The sequence below is a fragment of the Rhodococcus sp. D-46 genome, assembly GCF_011290655.1.
GTDB lineage: Bacteria > Actinomycetota > Actinomycetes > Mycobacteriales > Mycobacteriaceae > Rhodococcus_F > Rhodococcus_F qingshengii.
Genome location: NZ_JAANTF010000007.1, coordinates 273,657 through 289,285 on the forward strand (window position 1 = coordinate 273,657; position 15,629 = coordinate 289,285).

Annotated in this window: 17 protein-coding genes; 10 read left to right on the forward strand and 7 right to left on the reverse strand. The window is 63.6% G+C overall.

All coding sequences use genetic code 11. The features are described from left to right. Nucleotides 1-23: 23 nt before the first annotated feature. Together G9U53_RS19620 and G9U53_RS19625 are read left to right on the forward strand one after the other, a co-directional pair. Nucleotides 24-455: a MarR family transcriptional regulator gene (locus tag G9U53_RS19620; protein WP_003939901.1), complete on the forward strand. Its 432-nt coding sequence runs from the start codon at nucleotides 24-26 to the stop codon at nucleotides 453-455. A 104-nt stretch (nucleotides 456-559) separates the two neighbouring features. Further along, nucleotides 560-1,867: an MFS transporter gene (locus tag G9U53_RS19625; protein ID WP_007733487.1), complete on the forward strand. Its 1,308-nt coding sequence runs from the start codon at nucleotides 560-562 to the stop codon at nucleotides 1,865-1,867. Here G9U53_RS19625 and G9U53_RS19630 read toward each other — a convergent pair. Next, the gene (locus G9U53_RS19630) at nucleotides 1,851-2,399 is read right to left on the reverse strand and encodes a hypothetical protein (RefSeq protein ID WP_003940103.1); all 549 of its coding nucleotides are present in this window, start codon (nucleotides 2,397-2,399) and stop codon (nucleotides 1,851-1,853) included. The genes G9U53_RS19625 and G9U53_RS19630 overlap by 17 nt on opposite strands. 70 nt (nucleotides 2,400-2,469) lie before the next feature. Between G9U53_RS19630 and G9U53_RS19635 the strand changes: the two genes are divergently transcribed. Genes G9U53_RS19635 through G9U53_RS19645 form a run of 3 tightly spaced genes read left to right on the forward strand, consistent with a single transcriptional unit; the run spans nucleotide 2,470 to nucleotide 4,172 of the window. Beyond that, complete coding sequence (locus tag G9U53_RS19635; RefSeq protein ID WP_037128521.1) at nucleotides 2,470-3,060, forward strand: TetR family transcriptional regulator C-terminal domain-containing protein; 591 nt, start codon at nucleotides 2,470-2,472, stop codon at nucleotides 3,058-3,060. Nucleotides 3,061-3,108: 48 nt separating this feature from the next. Continuing rightward, nucleotides 3,109-3,915 carry an RNA methyltransferase gene (locus G9U53_RS19640; protein ID WP_003939731.1) on the forward strand — a complete coding sequence of 269 codons (807 nt, stop codon included), beginning with the start codon at nucleotides 3,109-3,111 and terminating at the stop codon, nucleotides 3,913-3,915. Continuing rightward, the gene (locus G9U53_RS19645) at nucleotides 3,912-4,172 is read left to right on the forward strand and encodes a DUF2537 domain-containing protein (protein ID WP_030535366.1); all 261 of its coding nucleotides are present in this window, start codon (nucleotides 3,912-3,914) and stop codon (nucleotides 4,170-4,172) included. The genes G9U53_RS19640 and G9U53_RS19645 overlap by 4 nt, the downstream gene beginning before the upstream one ends. Before the next feature lie 20 nt (nucleotides 4,173-4,192). Here G9U53_RS19645 and G9U53_RS19650 read toward each other — a convergent pair whose 3' ends face one another. From G9U53_RS19650 to G9U53_RS19665, 4 genes are all read right to left on the reverse strand, one after another. Further along, a complete protein-coding gene (locus tag G9U53_RS19650; RefSeq protein WP_165639091.1) occupies nucleotides 4,193-4,978 on the reverse strand; it encodes a hypothetical protein in 786 nt (261 codons plus the stop codon). A gap of 52 nt (nucleotides 4,979-5,030) precedes the next feature. Further along, a complete protein-coding gene (gene sepH / locus G9U53_RS19655) occupies nucleotides 5,031-5,972 on the reverse strand; it encodes a septation protein SepH (protein WP_030535368.1) in 942 nt (313 codons plus the stop codon). 200 nt (nucleotides 5,973-6,172) lie between these two features. Continuing rightward, entirely contained in the window at nucleotides 6,173-7,294 is a 1,122-nt protein-coding gene (gene serC, locus G9U53_RS19660; protein WP_007733484.1) for a phosphoserine transaminase, read from the reverse strand. 63 nt (nucleotides 7,295-7,357) lie between these two features. Beyond that, complete coding sequence (locus G9U53_RS19665) at nucleotides 7,358-8,485, reverse strand: citrate synthase 2 (protein ID WP_003940025.1); 1,128 nt, start codon at nucleotides 8,483-8,485, stop codon at nucleotides 7,358-7,360. A 244-nt stretch (nucleotides 8,486-8,729) separates the two neighbouring features. Between G9U53_RS19665 and pdxH the strand changes: the two genes are divergently transcribed. The 5 genes from pdxH (at nucleotide 8,730) to G9U53_RS19690 (ending at nucleotide 13,784) form a co-directional block, all read left to right on the forward strand. Next, nucleotides 8,730-9,443, forward strand: a complete 714-nt coding sequence (pdxH, locus tag G9U53_RS19670; protein WP_007733483.1) for a pyridoxamine 5'-phosphate oxidase — start codon at nucleotides 8,730-8,732, stop codon at nucleotides 9,441-9,443. Then, nucleotides 9,440-10,705, forward strand: coding sequence for an MFS transporter (locus tag G9U53_RS19675; protein ID WP_021332219.1), 1,266 nt, complete (start codon nucleotides 9,440-9,442; stop codon nucleotides 10,703-10,705). The genes pdxH and G9U53_RS19675 overlap by 4 nt, the downstream gene beginning before the upstream one ends. A gap of 41 nt (nucleotides 10,706-10,746) precedes the next feature. Beyond that, on the forward strand, nucleotides 10,747-11,694 hold the full coding sequence (locus G9U53_RS19680; RefSeq protein WP_003939677.1) for an aldose 1-epimerase family protein: 948 nt from the start codon (nucleotides 10,747-10,749) through the stop codon (nucleotides 11,692-11,694). A gap of 358 nt (nucleotides 11,695-12,052) precedes the next feature. Beyond that, nucleotides 12,053-13,351 carry a citrate synthase gene (locus G9U53_RS19685; protein ID WP_003940509.1) on the forward strand — a complete coding sequence of 433 codons (1,299 nt, stop codon included), beginning with the start codon at nucleotides 12,053-12,055 and terminating at the stop codon, nucleotides 13,349-13,351. Nucleotides 13,352-13,421: 70 nt separating this feature from the next. Continuing rightward, nucleotides 13,422-13,784, forward strand: a complete 363-nt coding sequence (locus G9U53_RS19690; RefSeq protein WP_003940440.1) for an FKBP-type peptidyl-prolyl cis-trans isomerase — start codon at nucleotides 13,422-13,424, stop codon at nucleotides 13,782-13,784. A 92-nt stretch (nucleotides 13,785-13,876) separates the two neighbouring features. Here the strand turns inward: G9U53_RS19690 and G9U53_RS19695 are convergent, their stop codons facing one another. Both G9U53_RS19695 and G9U53_RS19700 read right to left on the reverse strand, forming a co-directional pair. Continuing rightward, a complete protein-coding gene (locus tag G9U53_RS19695; RefSeq protein WP_165639092.1) occupies nucleotides 13,877-14,638 on the reverse strand; it encodes an ABC transporter permease in 762 nt (253 codons plus the stop codon). After that, nucleotides 14,635-15,588, reverse strand: a complete 954-nt coding sequence (locus tag G9U53_RS19700) for an ATP-binding cassette domain-containing protein (protein WP_058037822.1) — start codon at nucleotides 15,586-15,588, stop codon at nucleotides 14,635-14,637. The genes G9U53_RS19695 and G9U53_RS19700 overlap by 4 nt, the downstream gene beginning before the upstream one ends. Nucleotides 15,589-15,629: the final 41 nt, after the last annotated feature.

Here is a 15,629-nt window from a genome sequence, read left to right on the forward strand (position 1 = left end):
GCTCTTGACGTATTGTCTGACGCGTGACCACCGAAACTCGTGCGCTGGCCAGCGATCTTTCCCTGGCTGTAGTGCGTCTCACCAGGCATCTGCGCGGCCGCAGAGTCGACGCTCAGGTATCGCTGACGCAACTGTCCGCCTTGGCGAGCCTGGATCAGTACGGCCCGATGACTCCTGGCGTACTCGCAGCACGTGAGAAAGTGCAGCCGCCGTCGATGACGCGCGTTGTTGCTTCTCTCGCCGAGCTCGGTCTGGTCGAGCGCTCGCCGCATCCCACGGACGGTCGTCAGATCATCGTGAATCTGTCCGACGCCGGGCAGGCGTTGCTCGCGGACGAAACCCATGCGCGTGAGGCGTGGATGAACGAGCAGCTGGCCGGGCTGGGTGGCGAAGAACTCGCGACGCTGCGCGGTGCCGTCGAGATCATCACCGAGATGGTCAACAAGACGGAGTAGCTCCGTGAGTTAGAGGTCGCGTAGCTCCGCTACCTAGAGGTCGTTGCCCAAACGAATTACTCGAGGGGCAAGATAGTGGGGTGCCCCGAGACCCCGATTCCGGCATGTTTGCCGCGCTCCACAACCGCAACTACCGCCTTTGGGCTTCCGGACAGATCGTTTCTCTGGTCGGCACGTGGATGCAACGCATCGCCCAGGACTGGCTGGTACTGACGCTCTCGGACGGCAACGCGCTGGCGGTGGGCATCGTCATGGCCTTGCAGTTCGGCCCGACGCTGTTCTTGTCGGTGTGGGGTGGGGTGCTTGCCGATCGGTACGACAAGCGTCGGATCCTGATCTTCACGCAGTGGGCGAGTGCGGTATGCGCACTCGTGTTGGGCCTGCTGGACGTCGGTGGGCTCGTCGCGTTGTGGCATGTCTTCCTGATTGCCTTTGCCCTCGGCTGTGTCTCGGCGCTCGACGCACCCGTGCGTCAATCGTTCACCATCGAAATGGTGGGCAAGGAGCACCTGTCCAACGCCATCGCGCTCAACTCCATGACGTTCAACACGGCCCGCATCGTCGGTCCGGCCATCTCGGGTGTGCTGATCAACCTGATCGGAACAGGGTGGGTGTTCCTGCTCAACGTCGCGACATTCGGTGGGGTGCTCATCGCGCTCTACCTGATGAACAAGAAGGAGTTGATCCCGTCGGAACCGGCCCCGCGCACCAAGGGGCAGGTGCGCGACGGGTTCCGATATGTATGGGGCCGCAAGGACCTTCGCGTGATAATGGTGTCGGTCTTCATGGTCTCGACCTTCGGCCTGAACTTCGCGATCAGCCTGGCGGTGATGGCGCGCAACACGTTCGGCCTCGAGGCCGACGGTTACGGATTGCTGTCCACGACGCTCGCCGTGGGCACCCTTGCCGGCGCTGCGTACGCCGCAAGACGGAAGGAAGCGCCGCGGTTGCGGACGTTCCTCGGTGCCGCCGTGGCTTTCGGTGTGTTCGAGGTCGCGGTGGGATTGATGCCCACCTACGCGTTGGTGGCGCTGATGTTGATCCCCACGGGCGCACTGACGTTGACGTTCACGACGTCCGCGATGAACATCCTGCAGATGTCGGTGCCTTCCGAGATGCGCGGGCGGGTGATGGGTATCTACATGCTCAGTTTCCTCGGTGGCACACCGCTGGGAAGCCCGTTGCTGGGTTGGCTCGCCGACTCCGTGGACCCACGTGCGCCCTTGATCGTGGGCGGAGTGATCTCGCTCGTCTCGGGCACTGTGGCCGGGGTGTACCTGCTACGCAGCGAAGGGCTGAAACTTCGTCTTGCGCGACCGGAAGACGGTGGCAGGCTGCCGGTTTTCGTCCTGCGTCCGGTGATCGTATGCGACGCGACCGAACAGGCAGTCGAGGCTAGCCGCGCGCCGTGACCTTCTCACGCTTGGGAAACACCGTGTAGCTCAGGGCGATTGCTCCCCAGATTGCGAGTACCACTGTCAGCTTGCTGATCCATCCGTCGAGGGCTCCAGTGCGGGTGGGGTCGTCGACGAGGAAGATGGCCGCGCCGAGAAGTCCGCACGCGACGGCCCAGGCGATCGCGGCTTTGCCGAACTCGCGCCATTCGCGCAGTGCTCGCGCACTCCCGTACTTGGGTGGTGCGACGGGAGCCGGGCCGCCGGCGAATCGGTAGGCGAACCTGGCGTCGGCCCAGGAGATGAGGCTGTGTCCGAACGCGACGGAGAATCCGATGTAGGCCGCGGCAAGCCCATGGGTGAAGTTCGCCTCGCCACCGCCACGAAGATCGAGGGCTGTGGCGACGAGCAGTACGACATCCACCAGGGGCGCGCAGATGAGCAGTGCGGCGCCCAGCGTTTTGCGGCGCAGTAGATAGCGGGCCGCGAGACCTGCGGCGATGAACACCCAGAACATGATTTCGCACGCGATGATCAAGTGGACGATCATGACATCAGCTCATTTCTAGTACGACTGTGTTAGTGATTGAAAACTAGCACAGCTGTGTTAGTTTTGTGAAGTGGTGAAACGTAGCAGTCCGGATGAGCGGCGTGAAGAGATCGCCGAGGCCGTGTGGCGTGTGATCCGTCGAGACGGTGTGGCGAGCGCCAGCGTCCGGGCGGTCGCGGACGAGGCGAAGATGTCGACGGGGTCGCTACGGCACTTCTTCGCGACGCAGTCCGAACTCTTGCTGTTCGCGATGACGCTCGTGACCGTCCGGGTGGAGGAAAGGATTGCCGGCATCGACTTCGATCCCGACATCCGCCGCGCGATCCGTCAGTTCACCGATCAGTTCGTTCCCCTCGACCAAGATCGGCGTGAAGAAATGCAGGTTTGGGAGGCCTTTGCTGCTGCCGCCCAGACCGATTCGGCGTTGACGGCCGTGCGTGACGAGACAGACCGGACCTTGTTCGAGCACTTTCGTTCGTTCGTGGAAGCGGCGCATCGAGCGGGTTTTCTACGGCCGGGTGCCTCGGTCGACATCGAGGCGATGAGATTACATGCGCTCGCCGACGGGCTCGCGTCGCACGGCGTCGACAATCCCGAGCGAACCAATCCAGAGGTGATCAGCCAGGTGCTCGACGCGCATTTTGTCACGCTGTTGCGCTAGGTCGGGAGTAGTGGTGGGGGCTCGCGGTGCGTACGGCACGATAGACCCGTGGTTCACGTCATCGACATCTCAGATCCCGCCGACCCCCGGCTGGATGACTTTCGCGATCTCAACTCTTCGGATCGGCGCCCCGACCTCCCGGAGGGCAAGGGACTGGTCATCGCCGAGGGAGTGTTCGTCACTCAGCGACTGCTGACTTCGCGGTTCGAGCCGATCAGTCTCCTCGGCGTCGAACGACGGCTCCTGGAGCTCGCTGACGATCTCGACGGTGTGGACGTGCCGTTCTACCGTACGAGCGCCGAAGTGATGGCCGAGGTCGTCGGATTTCACCTCAACCGCGGCGTCCTCGCTGCAGCAGCGCGCCCGGCACCGCTCGCGGTCTCGGACGTGTTGAAGGACGCGAAGACCGTCGTGGTCCTCGAAGGCGTCAACGATCACGAGAATCTCGGCTCGATGTTCCGCAACGCGGCGGGGCTCGGTGTCGATGCAGTTCTGTTCGGGAAGGGTTGTGCCGACCCGCTGTACCGGCGGTCGGTCCGTGTGTCGATGGGGCACGTGCTGCGAGTGCCCTTCGCGCATGTGGCAAAGTGGCCACACGACTTGGATGAGCTGCGTGGCAACGGTTTTCAGCTCATTTCCTTGACTCCGAATCCGGAAGCGGTCACTTTGGCCGAAGCGATGACCGGGGAGAAGGTAGCGCTACTGCTGGGCGCCGAGGGGCCAGGTTTGACCGAACATGCGATGCGGGCCACCGACATTCGTGCCAAGATACCGATGGCACCCGGCACCGACTCGCTCAACGTCGCGACCGCAGCGGCGATGGCCTTCTACGAACGTGTCAGGACCGGCCGGTGACTCAGGACCGCACGCCCTGGTTCACCGGAATCGCGGTGTCGGTGTTCGCAGCCATGCTCTCGACCAGTGCCGTCGCGGCGTTCTGTGTCGCGCTGGGCAACGTGAACGTGCTCCTGGCGGTTGTCGTCAATGTCATTGCGGTAGGCGGACTTGCGCCGACCGTCTGGCGCTGGCGAGCCGTCCCCGTCTGGCGATGGGTGGTCTACGGCGCGGTAGCCGGCGTACCGCTCGGGTGGATCGCAGCGATAGCCGCGTGAACCTGTGAGGCTGCTCGGCGCTACTTGAAGCCGAAGTACCGAGCGAGGCGGCCGCGCGGCTTGGCCACCGGTGCGTCGTGGATCGGCGGCATGTTTTCGGGCATGGGTACCTCTGTCTGCGCCTGCTCGGGCATCGGCGCGGGGGCTGGGGGTGCAGGTTTGGGTGCCTCGCCGGGTCGGTGAATCTTGAAGCCCCACAGGAGAATCTGCGTTGTGTCGAGTTCGTGTTCTCGCGGCGCGCCGGTGTATCGAAATCCCAGCCACTCGAGGTTGGCGGACTCCGCGAACTGTTGCGGGTGGAACGGAAGTGACTGCGGATCAGGCAGGATCCCGGGCGGGTAACGCAGGGGATGGTTGCCGGCCCAGAATTCCAGTTCCCAGGTCTGTGGGATCCCCAGATTTTCGACGATGTCGATCGGGATGGCACTGAACGAGCGTCGTAGCTCGCCGTCCTCCCACAGTGCAAACGAACCCTGCGCGGTTTCGGGGACGGAGCTGATCAACAGCGTCGAGCCACCCTCTGCCGAAAGGTGCCAGGAATCAGGCAGTTTCGAGGGGACGAAGGTGCTGAGTTCGGAGCTGCAGACGACACTCACTCGACCGTACGCGCCGACGAAGACGTAGCCGGGGCTCACCGTCGCGGCCATCGACAGCGGCTGAGGCCCGAGCGACTCGAACTCCTTGTCCGGGTACAGCGACATGGCGATTTTCAGGGCCTCGGTCTGATCCGGCTGTGGGTACCTGCTCAATTCGGTGCGAGCGTCTGCGCCGCCCAGAAACCAGATCGTCGATACCCGTGCAGCCACCGGCAGCCCTCTCTCCTCAGCCTCGCTCGAAAGAAGAATACTTTCCTTCGGGTCAGCGACCGCTGCTGCGGACCCCGAGGAGTACGTCGTCCCACGAGGGAAGAGCAGGCCGTCCGCGCTTGTCCTTGGTCTGCGTCTGCTGCGGAGCGGTTTTCGGGGTCACATCCGGTGCGGGTTCGGGAACCTCTTCGGTGACGACGGTTTCCGGCTCGACAGCAATCGGTTCGGGCGCCACGATCCGTTCCGCCACCACCGTCCGCTCGGGGACTACTGTGCGCTCGGAAACTGCTGTCCGCTCGGAAACTGCTGCGGGCTCGGGCTCGATCTCCGCCACCGGTTCGACGTCGAATCGGGACAGTTCGAGCTGCTGCGGCTCGTTCGAGACCACCGGTACCAGGCCGCGGAGCGGGCGACCGAAGTCGGGATCGATCAAGTCGAATGCCGCGTCGTCGAGTGCGACGATCGTTCCGCCGTGCGCGTCGGGCTGGTAGCGCCAGTGCGCGGCGTTGGTGGTGCGGCCGGCCTGCCACTGCAACTGCGCGACCCACTGATTGTCCTCGTCGCGCCAGGCATCCCAGGTGGCCTCGTCGATACTGTGGCCGCGGGCGCGGAATGCGTGGGTCACGATTTCGGAGAGGGTGGGAACTGTCGGACCGTTGTCGCGCACCGGGTGTCCGCCCTGCGCCATTTCCGCGGCGCGGGAGCGCTCGAGCAGAACGGGGTACGCAAAGCGCTCGACCTTGCTGATGGGGATCTTCGCTTCTTCGGCGACCTGCTCTACGGAAGCACCGGAACGAATGCGCGCCTGAATTTCGCGGGGACGGAGTTGGCTTTCCATTTCGATCTCAATCTGGCCGAGTCGAGCCACGTCTCCGCGGGAAGCTGCACGAAGTTTGTCATCGGCGGGAAGCCGGAATTTCTGGCCGGTTTCAGCATCTGCGCACACCACATGCGATCCATCGGGTTCAAGTCCGATCACTCGAAGCTCTCGCACATTGACCTCCTTATCGCGCCGGCTCGCGACTTTGCGCCGCGCTCAACTGTAATTCATTCGTGACCATGGACTCGGCAGGACACGCAGGGCGAGATGACCTCGGATCCGCCCACCGGTGTGGTAGCTCACAAGGCCTGGCGCAAACGACGCTCGGCCCCCGACGTCATGCCGGGGGCCGAGCGGTGAAGCAAATGTGAAAATCAGCCGAGTTGAGAAACGACCCAGTCGATGCTCTTGGTGAGAGCGGTGACGTCATCGGGGTCGATGGCCGGGAACATGCCGACGCGCAGCTGGTTGCGGCCGAGCTTGCGGTACGGCTCGGTATCGACGATTCCGTTGGCGCGCAGGATCTTTGCCACCTCGGCAGCGTCGACGTCGTCGTTGAAGTCGATGGTGCCGACAACCTGCGAGCGGTGTGCCGGATCAGCGACGAACGGCGTTGCGAACTCACTGGCCTCGGCCCAGTTGTACAGGCGCGAGGACGAATCCGCGGTGCGAGCGGTAGTCCAGTCGAGGCCGCCGTTGCTGTTCATCCACTCGATCTGGTTGGCGAAGAGCAAGAGGGTGGCCAGGGCCGGGGTGTTGTACGTCTGATCCTTGGAGCTGTTGTCCACGGCGATGGGCAGCGAGAGGAAGTCAGGCGTCCAGCGTCCCGAATCCTTGATCTCCGCGACGCGCTCGAGGGCGGCCGGGCTCATCAGCGCGATCCACAGTCCGCCGTCTGCAGCGAAGCACTTCTGCGGAGCGAAGTAGTAGACGTCGGAATCGGCGACATTGACCGGAAGTCCGCCGGCGCCCGAGGTGGCGTCGATGGCGATCAGTGCGTTCTCCGAACCCGCGGGACGCGAGACGGGGATCGACACACCGGTGGAGGTCTCGTTGTGCGCCCAGCCGATGAGATCGACGGACGGGTCGGAGACCGGCACCGGTGCGCTGCCCGGATCGGCGGAAACGACGATCGGGTCACCGATGAACGGGTTGGCCTTGGCGACCGAAGCGAACTTGGAGCTGAATTCGCCGTTGGTCAGGTGCAGCGACTTCTCGCGGATGAGGCCGAATGCGGCCGCATCCCAGAACGCAGTGGTTCCGCCGTTGCCGAGGACGACCTCGTAGCCCTCGGGCAGTGAGAACAGATCGGCGAGGCCGGAACGAATGCTGGCCACAACGTTCTTGACCGGCTTCTGACGATGGCTGGTGCCGAACACCGAAGCGCCCACCTCGACCAGGGACTGCAGCTGCTCGGGGCGAACCTTGGAAGGACCGCAGCCGAAGCGTCCGTCGGCGGGCTTGAGGTCGGCGGGGATGATCGGTGTGGAGGTCATCGCTTCTTTCTGTTCCTTCACTTGTGTTCTGTACTACCGTGATTGGCGAATTCGAGCGGGGTACTACGCGTGGCTGATCTGGTCCCAGCCCTCGACCGACTCCGGAGTACGGGGCGCCGGGCCGGTGTAGATGGCGGCCGGGCGTACCAGCTTACCGAGACGCTTCTGCTCGAGGATGTGTGCACACCAGCCGGCGGTGCGGCCACAGGTGAACATGGCGGGCATCATGTGCGCGGGAACCTCGGCGAAGTCGAGGATGACGGCGGCCCAGAACTCGACGTTGGTCTCGATCGCGCGATCGGGACGACGCTCACGCAGTTCTGCCAGTGCAGCCTGCTCGAGAGCTGCGGCAGCCTCGTAGCGGGGAGCGTTGAGGCGCTTGGCCGTGGCGCGGAGCACGCGTGCACGGGGATCTTCGGCGCGGTAGACGCGGTGTCCGAAGCCCATGAGCTTTTCCTTGCGGTCGAGGATTCCCTTGACCAGTGCGCGGGCGTCGCCGGTCTTCTCGGTCTCTTCGATCATCGGAAGAACGCGGGCCGGTGCGCCGCCGTGCAGCGGGCCGGACATCGCGCCGATGGCGCCGGAAAGCGAAGCCGCGACGTCGGCGCCCGTGGAGGCGATGACGCGGGCCGTGAAGGTGGAGGCGTTCATGCCGTGCTCGGCTGCCGAGACCCAGTACGCGTCGATTGCCTCGACGTGTGCCGGATCGGGCTCACCCTTCCAGCGAACCATGAAGCGTTCGGTGACGGTCTTGGCCTCGTCGATGCGGCTCTGCGGGACTGCCGGCTGGTAGATGCCGCGAGCGGACTGCGCGACGTACGACAGCGCCATGACGGATGCGCGGGCGAGCTGGTCGCGGGCGGTCTCGTCATCGATGTCGAGGAGCGGCTGGTAGCCCCAGATGGGAGCCAGCATCGCCAGTCCGGCCTGAACGTCGACACGGACGTCGCCGGTGTGAATGGGGAGGGGGAACGGCTCGGCCGGCGGGAGGCCGGGGCCGAAGCGGCCGTCGACGAGAAGGGCCCATACGTTGCCGAAGGTGACCCTCTGGCCGACCAGGTCTTCGATGTCGACTCCGCGGTAGCGCAGTGCGCCGCCGTCCTTGTCAGGTTCTGCGATATCGCTGGTGAAGGCGACGACGCCTTCGAGTCCGCTCACAAAATCGTCCGGTATTGCTGCGCTCGCTGCCATTCTCGTGGACTCTCCTCGTTCGAGTGCGCCAGGTCTACAGTCGCACTGCCTCAGCTTCAGTGACTGCGCCTCGGTGCTCGCAGGGATGAGCACGCACCGTGTTTTGTACTGCGCAATCGTCTCGTCCCGATTCGGCGCTGTCGCTGGTGCGGCTCGCGGTCCGGGTCGGGTCTAGCCACGGCAAACTTTAGCGCGTGCCGCGTAGCCGTTGGCCAGTGAGTACCCGGGAGTAGCGTTCTCGGCTGTGTCGAATGAACGTCAGGACCCGCAGGCGGTGGACAACGAACTCGCGGCCATGCGTGTGGGCTATCCGCAAGCAGGCAGCGAATCGGAGTCCGTCGAGGACCGCATGAGTGCGGAATTGGATACTTCGGTTGTCGAAACCGGTTGGCTGCCCCTCATGCGCCAATGGCTCGTGGACGCCGTCGAAGCTGACGCGCCGGAGCCCAACGCCATGACTCTGTCGACGGTGGACGACGGTGGCCGTCCGGCGTCGCGCACCGTGCTCTGCAAAGGGCTCAGCGAGGACGGCGTCCTCTTCTTCACCAACTACGGATCCGACAAGGCTCGTCACCTCGACGCCCACCCGTACGCGTCGGCGAACTTCACGTGGCTGACCCTTGCCAGGCAGGTGATCGTCCGCGGCACCACCGAGCGGGTGAGTGCTCAACTGACGCAGGAGTATTGGCGAACCAGGCCTCGAGGTTCACAGCTCGGCGCGTGGGCGTCGTCGCAGTCTCGTCCGATCGACTCGCGTGCCGATCTCGACGAGCAACTGCGTGAGGTCGCTGCTCGATTCGGCGTGGACGGTGAGATTCCGGTGCCACCGAACTGGGGCGGGATTCTGATTCGGCCCGAGTCCGTCGAGTTCTGGCAAGGACGCGCGAACCGCATGCACAATCGAGTTCGCACGAGCCTCGTCGACGGACAGTGGTCCGCCGTCCGTCTCCAGCCGTGAGCCGGCTACTCGCGGACACGACTCCGCTCGAGAATCGCGACTATCGACGGCTGTGGACGGCCGGCATCGTCACCGTCATCGGCGCTCAGCTCAGCGTGGTCGCCGTACCGCAACAGGTGTACGAGATCACCCGAAGCTCGGCCTACGTCGGTCTGACGGGAATCTTCGGTCTGGTCCCGCTGGTCGTTTTCGGTCTGTGGGGCGGCGCACTGGCCGACGTCATGGATCGACGACGGCTGTTGATGATCACCTCGATCGGACTCGGCGTCACGTCGGTGCTGTTCTGGATCCAGGCTGCCCTGAACGTGAACAACGTGTGGTTGGTGCTCGGATTGTTCTCGGTTCAACAGGCGTTCTTCGCGGTGAACCAGCCGACGCGAGCGGCGATCATCCCTCGGTTGATTCCGGGCAGGCAGTTACCGGCCGCGAACTCGCTGAACATGACTGTCGTGCAGTTCGGTGCGATAGCCGGCCCGCTACTGGCGGGTGTCCTCATACCGTCGGCCGGTCTGCAACTGCTGTACCTGCTCGACTCGATCTTTCTTCTCGCCACACTGTGGGCGGTATGGAAGCTCCCAGCGATTCCGCCGACCGGAACGTCTCGGCGAGCCGGATTGAGCGAGGTCCTCGGCGGTTTCACGTATCTCGCGACGCAGAAGGTTCTGCTCGCGTCGTTCGTGGTGGACATCATCGCGATGGTGTTCGGGATGTCGCGAGCACTGTTCCCGGAGATCGCTCACGAATCCTTCGGTGACCCCGCCAGCGGCGGTTTTGCGCTGGGACTGCTGTTCGCGGCGATGTCGGTGGGAGCCGTTCTGGGCGGAGTCTTCTCGGGTTGGTTGCCACGGGTTCAGTACCAGGGGCGAGCCGTTCTGGTCTGCATCGCGCTGTGGGGGCTGTCCATGGTCGGCTTCGGCGTTGCCGTGTACTTCGCGAGTCCCGGTTCCAGTGTGATTCTGCTCTGGGTGGCGGTCGCATTCCTGGCATTCGGCGGAGCCGTCGACATGGTCTCGGCGGCTTTCCGCAGCACGATGCTCCAGCAAGTGGCAACCGACGACATGCGCGGACGACTGCAGGGCGTGTTCATCGTGGTCGTGGCAGGTGGTCCGCGTATCGGTGACGTGCTGCACGGCGGTGCAGCCTTCCTGTTCGGGACCGGTGTCGCGGCAGCGGGCGGCGGCTTCCTGGTGATTGTCGGTGTTGTCCTTTCTGCCCTCGCATTTCCGGCATTCGTTCGCTACAAGGTGGGACGCGCCGTCTGACGTCCTGGTTAACCGGTCGCTCGTGGTGGAAACTGGTACGTATGACTGCGCCGCACAGCACGGGTAGGGGAGGGTTCGAGATCCGTGGTGGAGGCTATCGAGCCGAGATCGCCGCGGCCGGTGCCGGGTTGCGGCTACTCGATCACGAAGGACCGAACGGTCAGCGCGCGCTGACCGAGACCTGGGCACTCGGATCGAAGCCACCGCTGTCGGCCGGATTGGTTCTCGCGCCGTGGCCCAACCGAATTCGCGACGGGCACTTCATGTTCGACGGGATCGAGCATCAACTCGAGATCACCGAACCTGCGCTGGGGAACGCGAGCCACGGGTTCGTCCGGCGTCGCAATTGGAGCCTCGTGGACCACACGTACGAGCGCGTCGAACTGTCGGTCGACGTGGGACTTCACAAGGGTTGGCCCTATCCGTTGCAGCTGACGGTCGCCTACGAGGTCGGTGCCGACGGACTGACCGTCACGCACACGGCCACGAACAAGGGTGCGACCTCGTCGCCGTTCGGGCTCGGAATGCACACCTTCATTCGCGCCGGCGACTTTCCGCTCGACGAATGTGCTCTGCATCTGGCAGCAGGCACGCGGTTGCCGATCGATCCGGCGAGGATGCTGCCGAACGCGTATTCGCAGGCAGTCGCCGGTACGGACTACGACTTCCGGACACCGAGACTGCTTGCCGGGGTGCAGTTGGACACTCCGTACAGCGCATTGGACGTCGTCGACGGCAGTGGTCGCACGCAACACGAGCTGCTGGCTCCGGATGGAACGGGCACTGCCCTGTGGACCAACCGCGAGTTCCCGTGGATTCAGGCCTTCATCGCAGATCCCGCCAACGACAAGGGGTATCCCGACCGTGGGCGCGCATTGGCTTTGGAGCCGATGACCTGCCCGCCTGACGCCTTCAACTCGGGCATCGATCTCCTGGTGCTTCATCCGGGTCAGACGTGGACGGGTAGCTGGGGCATCAAGGCGCTGTGATCCGGCTCTCATGCCGTGGGATCGTGTAACACCAAGTAGGCATCAGCCGATAACGATCGGTTTTCGGTACCCCGTGTCAGTGGTCCGGAAGGTCCGACGTTGCTCCCATTTGCGAATTGCAGCCGAGATTTGCAGATCAGTGTGGGTAAATGCGCGATTCCGTAGACTGGAGTACCGGTCACGCGAGTGGGAAAGTCCAGACTGGAACATGTTTCAGTTTCGGTGGGTATGTCGGGTTCGTGAGTACCCGAAAAATAGCCGTGGAGCGACCCTCCTTCGGCACGATCTCTCCCGTGCGACTAGTTTCTAGTTGATCGCATGTAGTTACTCGTTGGTTCGAGCTTGAGAGGGATCCTTCGTGCCCGCTGACAATGACACAAAGCCCACGCTTACTTACCCCGGTGGTGAGTACACGATGTCCATTGCCAGGGCAACAGAGGGCAATGACGGCATCGAGCTGGGAAAGCTGCTGGCCACAACGGGGTACACCACCCTTGACCCCGGTTTTGTGAACACTGCATCCACCAGTTCTGCAATCACCTACATCGACGGTGAGAAGGGAATCCTGCGTTACCGCGGATATCCCATCGAGCAGTTGGCAGGTAAGTCGACGTTCATCGAGGTCAGCTACCTGCTGATCTACGGCGAACTGCCGACCGACGCCCAGCTCGAGTCCTTCACGGACCGCATCCGTCGACACACCCTGCTTCACGAGGACCTCAAGCGGTTCTTCGACGGATTCCCGCGCAACGCTCACCCGATGCCGGTTCTCTCGTCCGCAGTGAACGCATTGTCGGCGTACTACCAGGATTCGCTCGATCCCGAGGATCCGGAGCAGGTGGAACTGTCCACCATCCGTCTTCTCGCGAAGCTGCCGACCATCGCTGCGTACGCGTACAAGAAGTCCGTCGGACAGCCGTTCCTGTACCCGGACAACTCGTTGAACCTGGTCGAGAACTTCATGCGTATGACGTTCGGCTTCCCCGCCGAGCCGTACCAGGGTGATCCCGAGGTCGCCAAGGCACTCGACATGCTGCTGATCCTGCACGCAGACCACGAGCAGAACTGCTCCACGTCGACCGTGCGTATGGTCGGCTCGTCGGACGCCAACCTGTTCACCTCCGTCTCGGCCGGCATCAACGCACTGTGGGGCCCGCTGCACGGCGGCGCCAACCAGGCAGTGCTCGAGATGCTCGACGAGATCAAGGCCAGCGGCAGCACCGCAGCCGAGTTCGTCCGCAAGGTCAAGAACAAGGAAGACGGCGTGAAGCTCATGGGCTTCGGGCACCGCGTCTACCGCAACTACGATCCGCGCGCTGCGCTGGTCCGCGAAACCGCGCACACCATCCTCGCCAAGCTCGGCGGCGACGACGAACTGCTCAACATCGCAATGCAACTCGAAGAGGCCGCCCTCACGGACGACTACTTCATCGAGCGCAAGCTCTACCCGAACGTCGACTTCTACACCGGCCTCATCTACCGCGCGATGGGCTTCCCGCCGCGCATGTTCACGGTGCTGTTCGCCATGGGCCGTCTGCCCGGCTGGATTGCGCACTGGCGTGAAATGCACGAGGATCCGGCTACGAAGATCGGCCGCCCGCGCCAGATCTACACCGGCTACACCGAGCGTGACTACAGAGACATCACGTCCCGCTGACGCGTGACCTAGCGATATCACCACCCGCTAGTCTTCTGTACCCAACATTTCGCCTCAACGAGGAGGACCCATGAGTAGCAAGCCCGTAATCGAGTTCCAGGAAGGCCCCGCGCCGACCGATCTGGTCATCAAGGATCTGGTTGTCGGAGAAGGCGCCGAAGCCGTTCCCGGTGGCACCGTCGACGTTCACTACGTCGGTGTCGAGTTCGAGTCCGGCGAAGAGTTCGACTCTTCCTGGAGCCGTGGCGAGTCCATTCAGTTCCCGCTTCGTGGCCTGATCAAGGGCTGGCAGGACGGCATCCCGGGCATGAAGGTCGGCGGACGCCGTCAGCTCACCATTCCGCCGGAGCTGGCATACGGCCCCGCCGGTGCAGGGCACCAGCTTTCCGGCAAGACCTTGGTCTTCGTGATCGATCTGCTGGACGCCAAGTAATCCACTGTGCGCCTTTATTAACCCCCCGCGGTTAATAAAGGCGCACAGCACAAGCAGCCCCGCACCGTCAGGTGTGGGGCTTTCTTGTGTGGTCAGCTCGCGGTCTTTCGTCGGTAGAGCCAGTTGGACCACACGAATCCCACGGCGGCGATGCCCAGGCACCACGCGAGGGCGATGGCCGCGCTGTTCCCGATCGGCGTGCCCATCAGGAGTCCGCGCACAGTCTCGATGATCGGAGTCACCGGTTGGTGCCGGGCAAACCCCTGCAGCCAGGACGGCATGGTCTCAGCCGGTACGAAAGCAGTGCTGACGTAGGGCAGGAACATGATGGCGAAGGTGAATCCGCTTGCAGCCTCCGGGTTCTGGGCCAAGAGTCCCAAAGCTGTCGAGAGGTACGACATGGCAAAGACGAAGGCGACGATCACAGCGGCGACGCCGAGCCAGCGCAACGGATCGCTTGTCGGGCGAAATCCCATGATCAGCGCAACGACGACCACGATCGCCGTAGTCAGGACGTTGCGGACGACGCTGGCCAGTACATGACCGGTCAGGACCGACGACGGAGAGATCGCCAAGGTCCGGAAACGGTCGATGATCCCGTCCTTCATGTCGCTCGAGACGCTGACCGCGGTGGTCGAGGCGCCGAAACCGGCGCACAGAAGGATGATTCCTGGCACGACGTAGTCGATGTACTCGCTACCGGTGTTGATGGCGCCGCCGAAGACGTAGACGAACAGCAGCATGAGCATGACCGGAAGGGCTATCGCGGTGATCATCGAATCCGGACTGCGCAGAACGTGTTTGAGATTCCGGCGGAGCATCACCGCGGAATCGATTGCAACGGTGGAGGTCATCGAACGCTCGCAATCTCGGGTTGGCCTGATCCGGTGAGCGCGAAGAACACGTCGTCCAGATCCGGAGTGTGAACGGAGAACTTCTCGACGGTGATCGACGGATCGTCGATCGAGTCGAGGATCGCTTTGATCGACGGAACTGCCCCGTCGGAAGGGATGTGCAGGGTCAAGGTCTCGGCATTCGAATGCGCCTGCGGCAGTGATGCCGCGGCGAGTTCGAGTTGGGCCAGGTTCTCGAATTGCAGTGCGACGTGGCCGCCGGGAACAAGGCGTTTGAGTTCGTCCGGTGTTCCCTCGGCGACGATGCGGCCGCCGCTCAGCACGCCGACCGTATCGGCCAATTCGTCTGCCTCGTCGAGGTATTGGGTGGTGAGGAAGATGGTGACGCCTGACGCTGTGAGTCCTCGAACGATCGACCACATGTCGTGGCGGCTTCGCGGGTCCAGGCCGGTGGTGGGTTCGTCGAGAAAGACGACGTCCGGTCGGGCGACGAGGCTCATTGCGATGTCGAGTCGTCTGAGCATGCCGCCCGAGTAGTTGCCGGCGCGTTTGTCGCCGAAGTCCGTCAAAACGAACTGGTCGAGCAATTCCTCGGCACGGCGACGGGAGTTCTTCCGGCCCAGGTGATTCAGTTCGCCCAGTAGGGTGAGGTTCTCGAATCCGGTCAGCAAGGTGTCGACGGCTGCGTACTGCCCGGTCACGCTGATGCGTCGCCGAACGTTCTGTGGATCTCCGGGCAGTGAATGCCCCGCGACCGTGACCTCACCTCCGTCGAAGGGGATGAGGGTGGTGAGAATTCTTACGGCCGTGGTCTTTCCGGCGCCGTTCGCGCCGAGGAGGGCGTACACCGATCCGGCCGGGACCGACAGGTCGAGTCCAGCCAGTACCTGTTGATCGCCGTAGCGCTTACGGAGTCCGCGGACCGAGATTGCGGGGATCGTTCCTGACATCGAGACCTCCAAGTAAGAACTGTGTATGTCATAAACTCGTG

What these genes read in the sequence shown, in the direction of transcription:
- G9U53_RS19625 (WP_007733487.1), top strand. Translation starts at nt 560, where the DNA reads ATGTTTGCCGCGCTCCACAACCGCAACTACCGCCTTTGGGCTTCCGGA.
- G9U53_RS19630 (WP_003940103.1), bottom strand. Translation starts at nt 2,399, where the DNA reads ATGATCGTCCACTTGATCATCGCGTGCGAAATCATGTTCTGGGTGTTC.
- serC (WP_007733484.1), bottom strand. Translation starts at nt 7,294, where the DNA reads ATGACCTCCACACCGATCATCCCCGCCGACCTCAAGCCCGCCGACGGA.
- G9U53_RS19665 (WP_003940025.1), bottom strand. Translation starts at nt 8,485, where the DNA reads ATGGCAGCGAGCGCAGCAATACCGGACGATTTTGTGAGCGGACTCGAA.
- G9U53_RS19680 (WP_003939677.1), top strand. Translation starts at nt 10,747, where the DNA reads ATGACTGCGCCGCACAGCACGGGTAGGGGAGGGTTCGAGATCCGTGGT.
- G9U53_RS19690 (WP_003940440.1), top strand. Translation starts at nt 13,422, where the DNA reads ATGAGTAGCAAGCCCGTAATCGAGTTCCAGGAAGGCCCCGCGCCGACC.
- G9U53_RS19695 (WP_165639092.1), bottom strand. Translation starts at nt 14,638, where the DNA reads ATGACCTCCACCGTTGCAATCGATTCCGCGGTGATGCTCCGCCGGAAT.
- G9U53_RS19700 (WP_058037822.1), bottom strand. Translation starts at nt 15,588, where the DNA reads ATGTCAGGAACGATCCCCGCAATCTCGGTCCGCGGACTCCGTAAGCGC.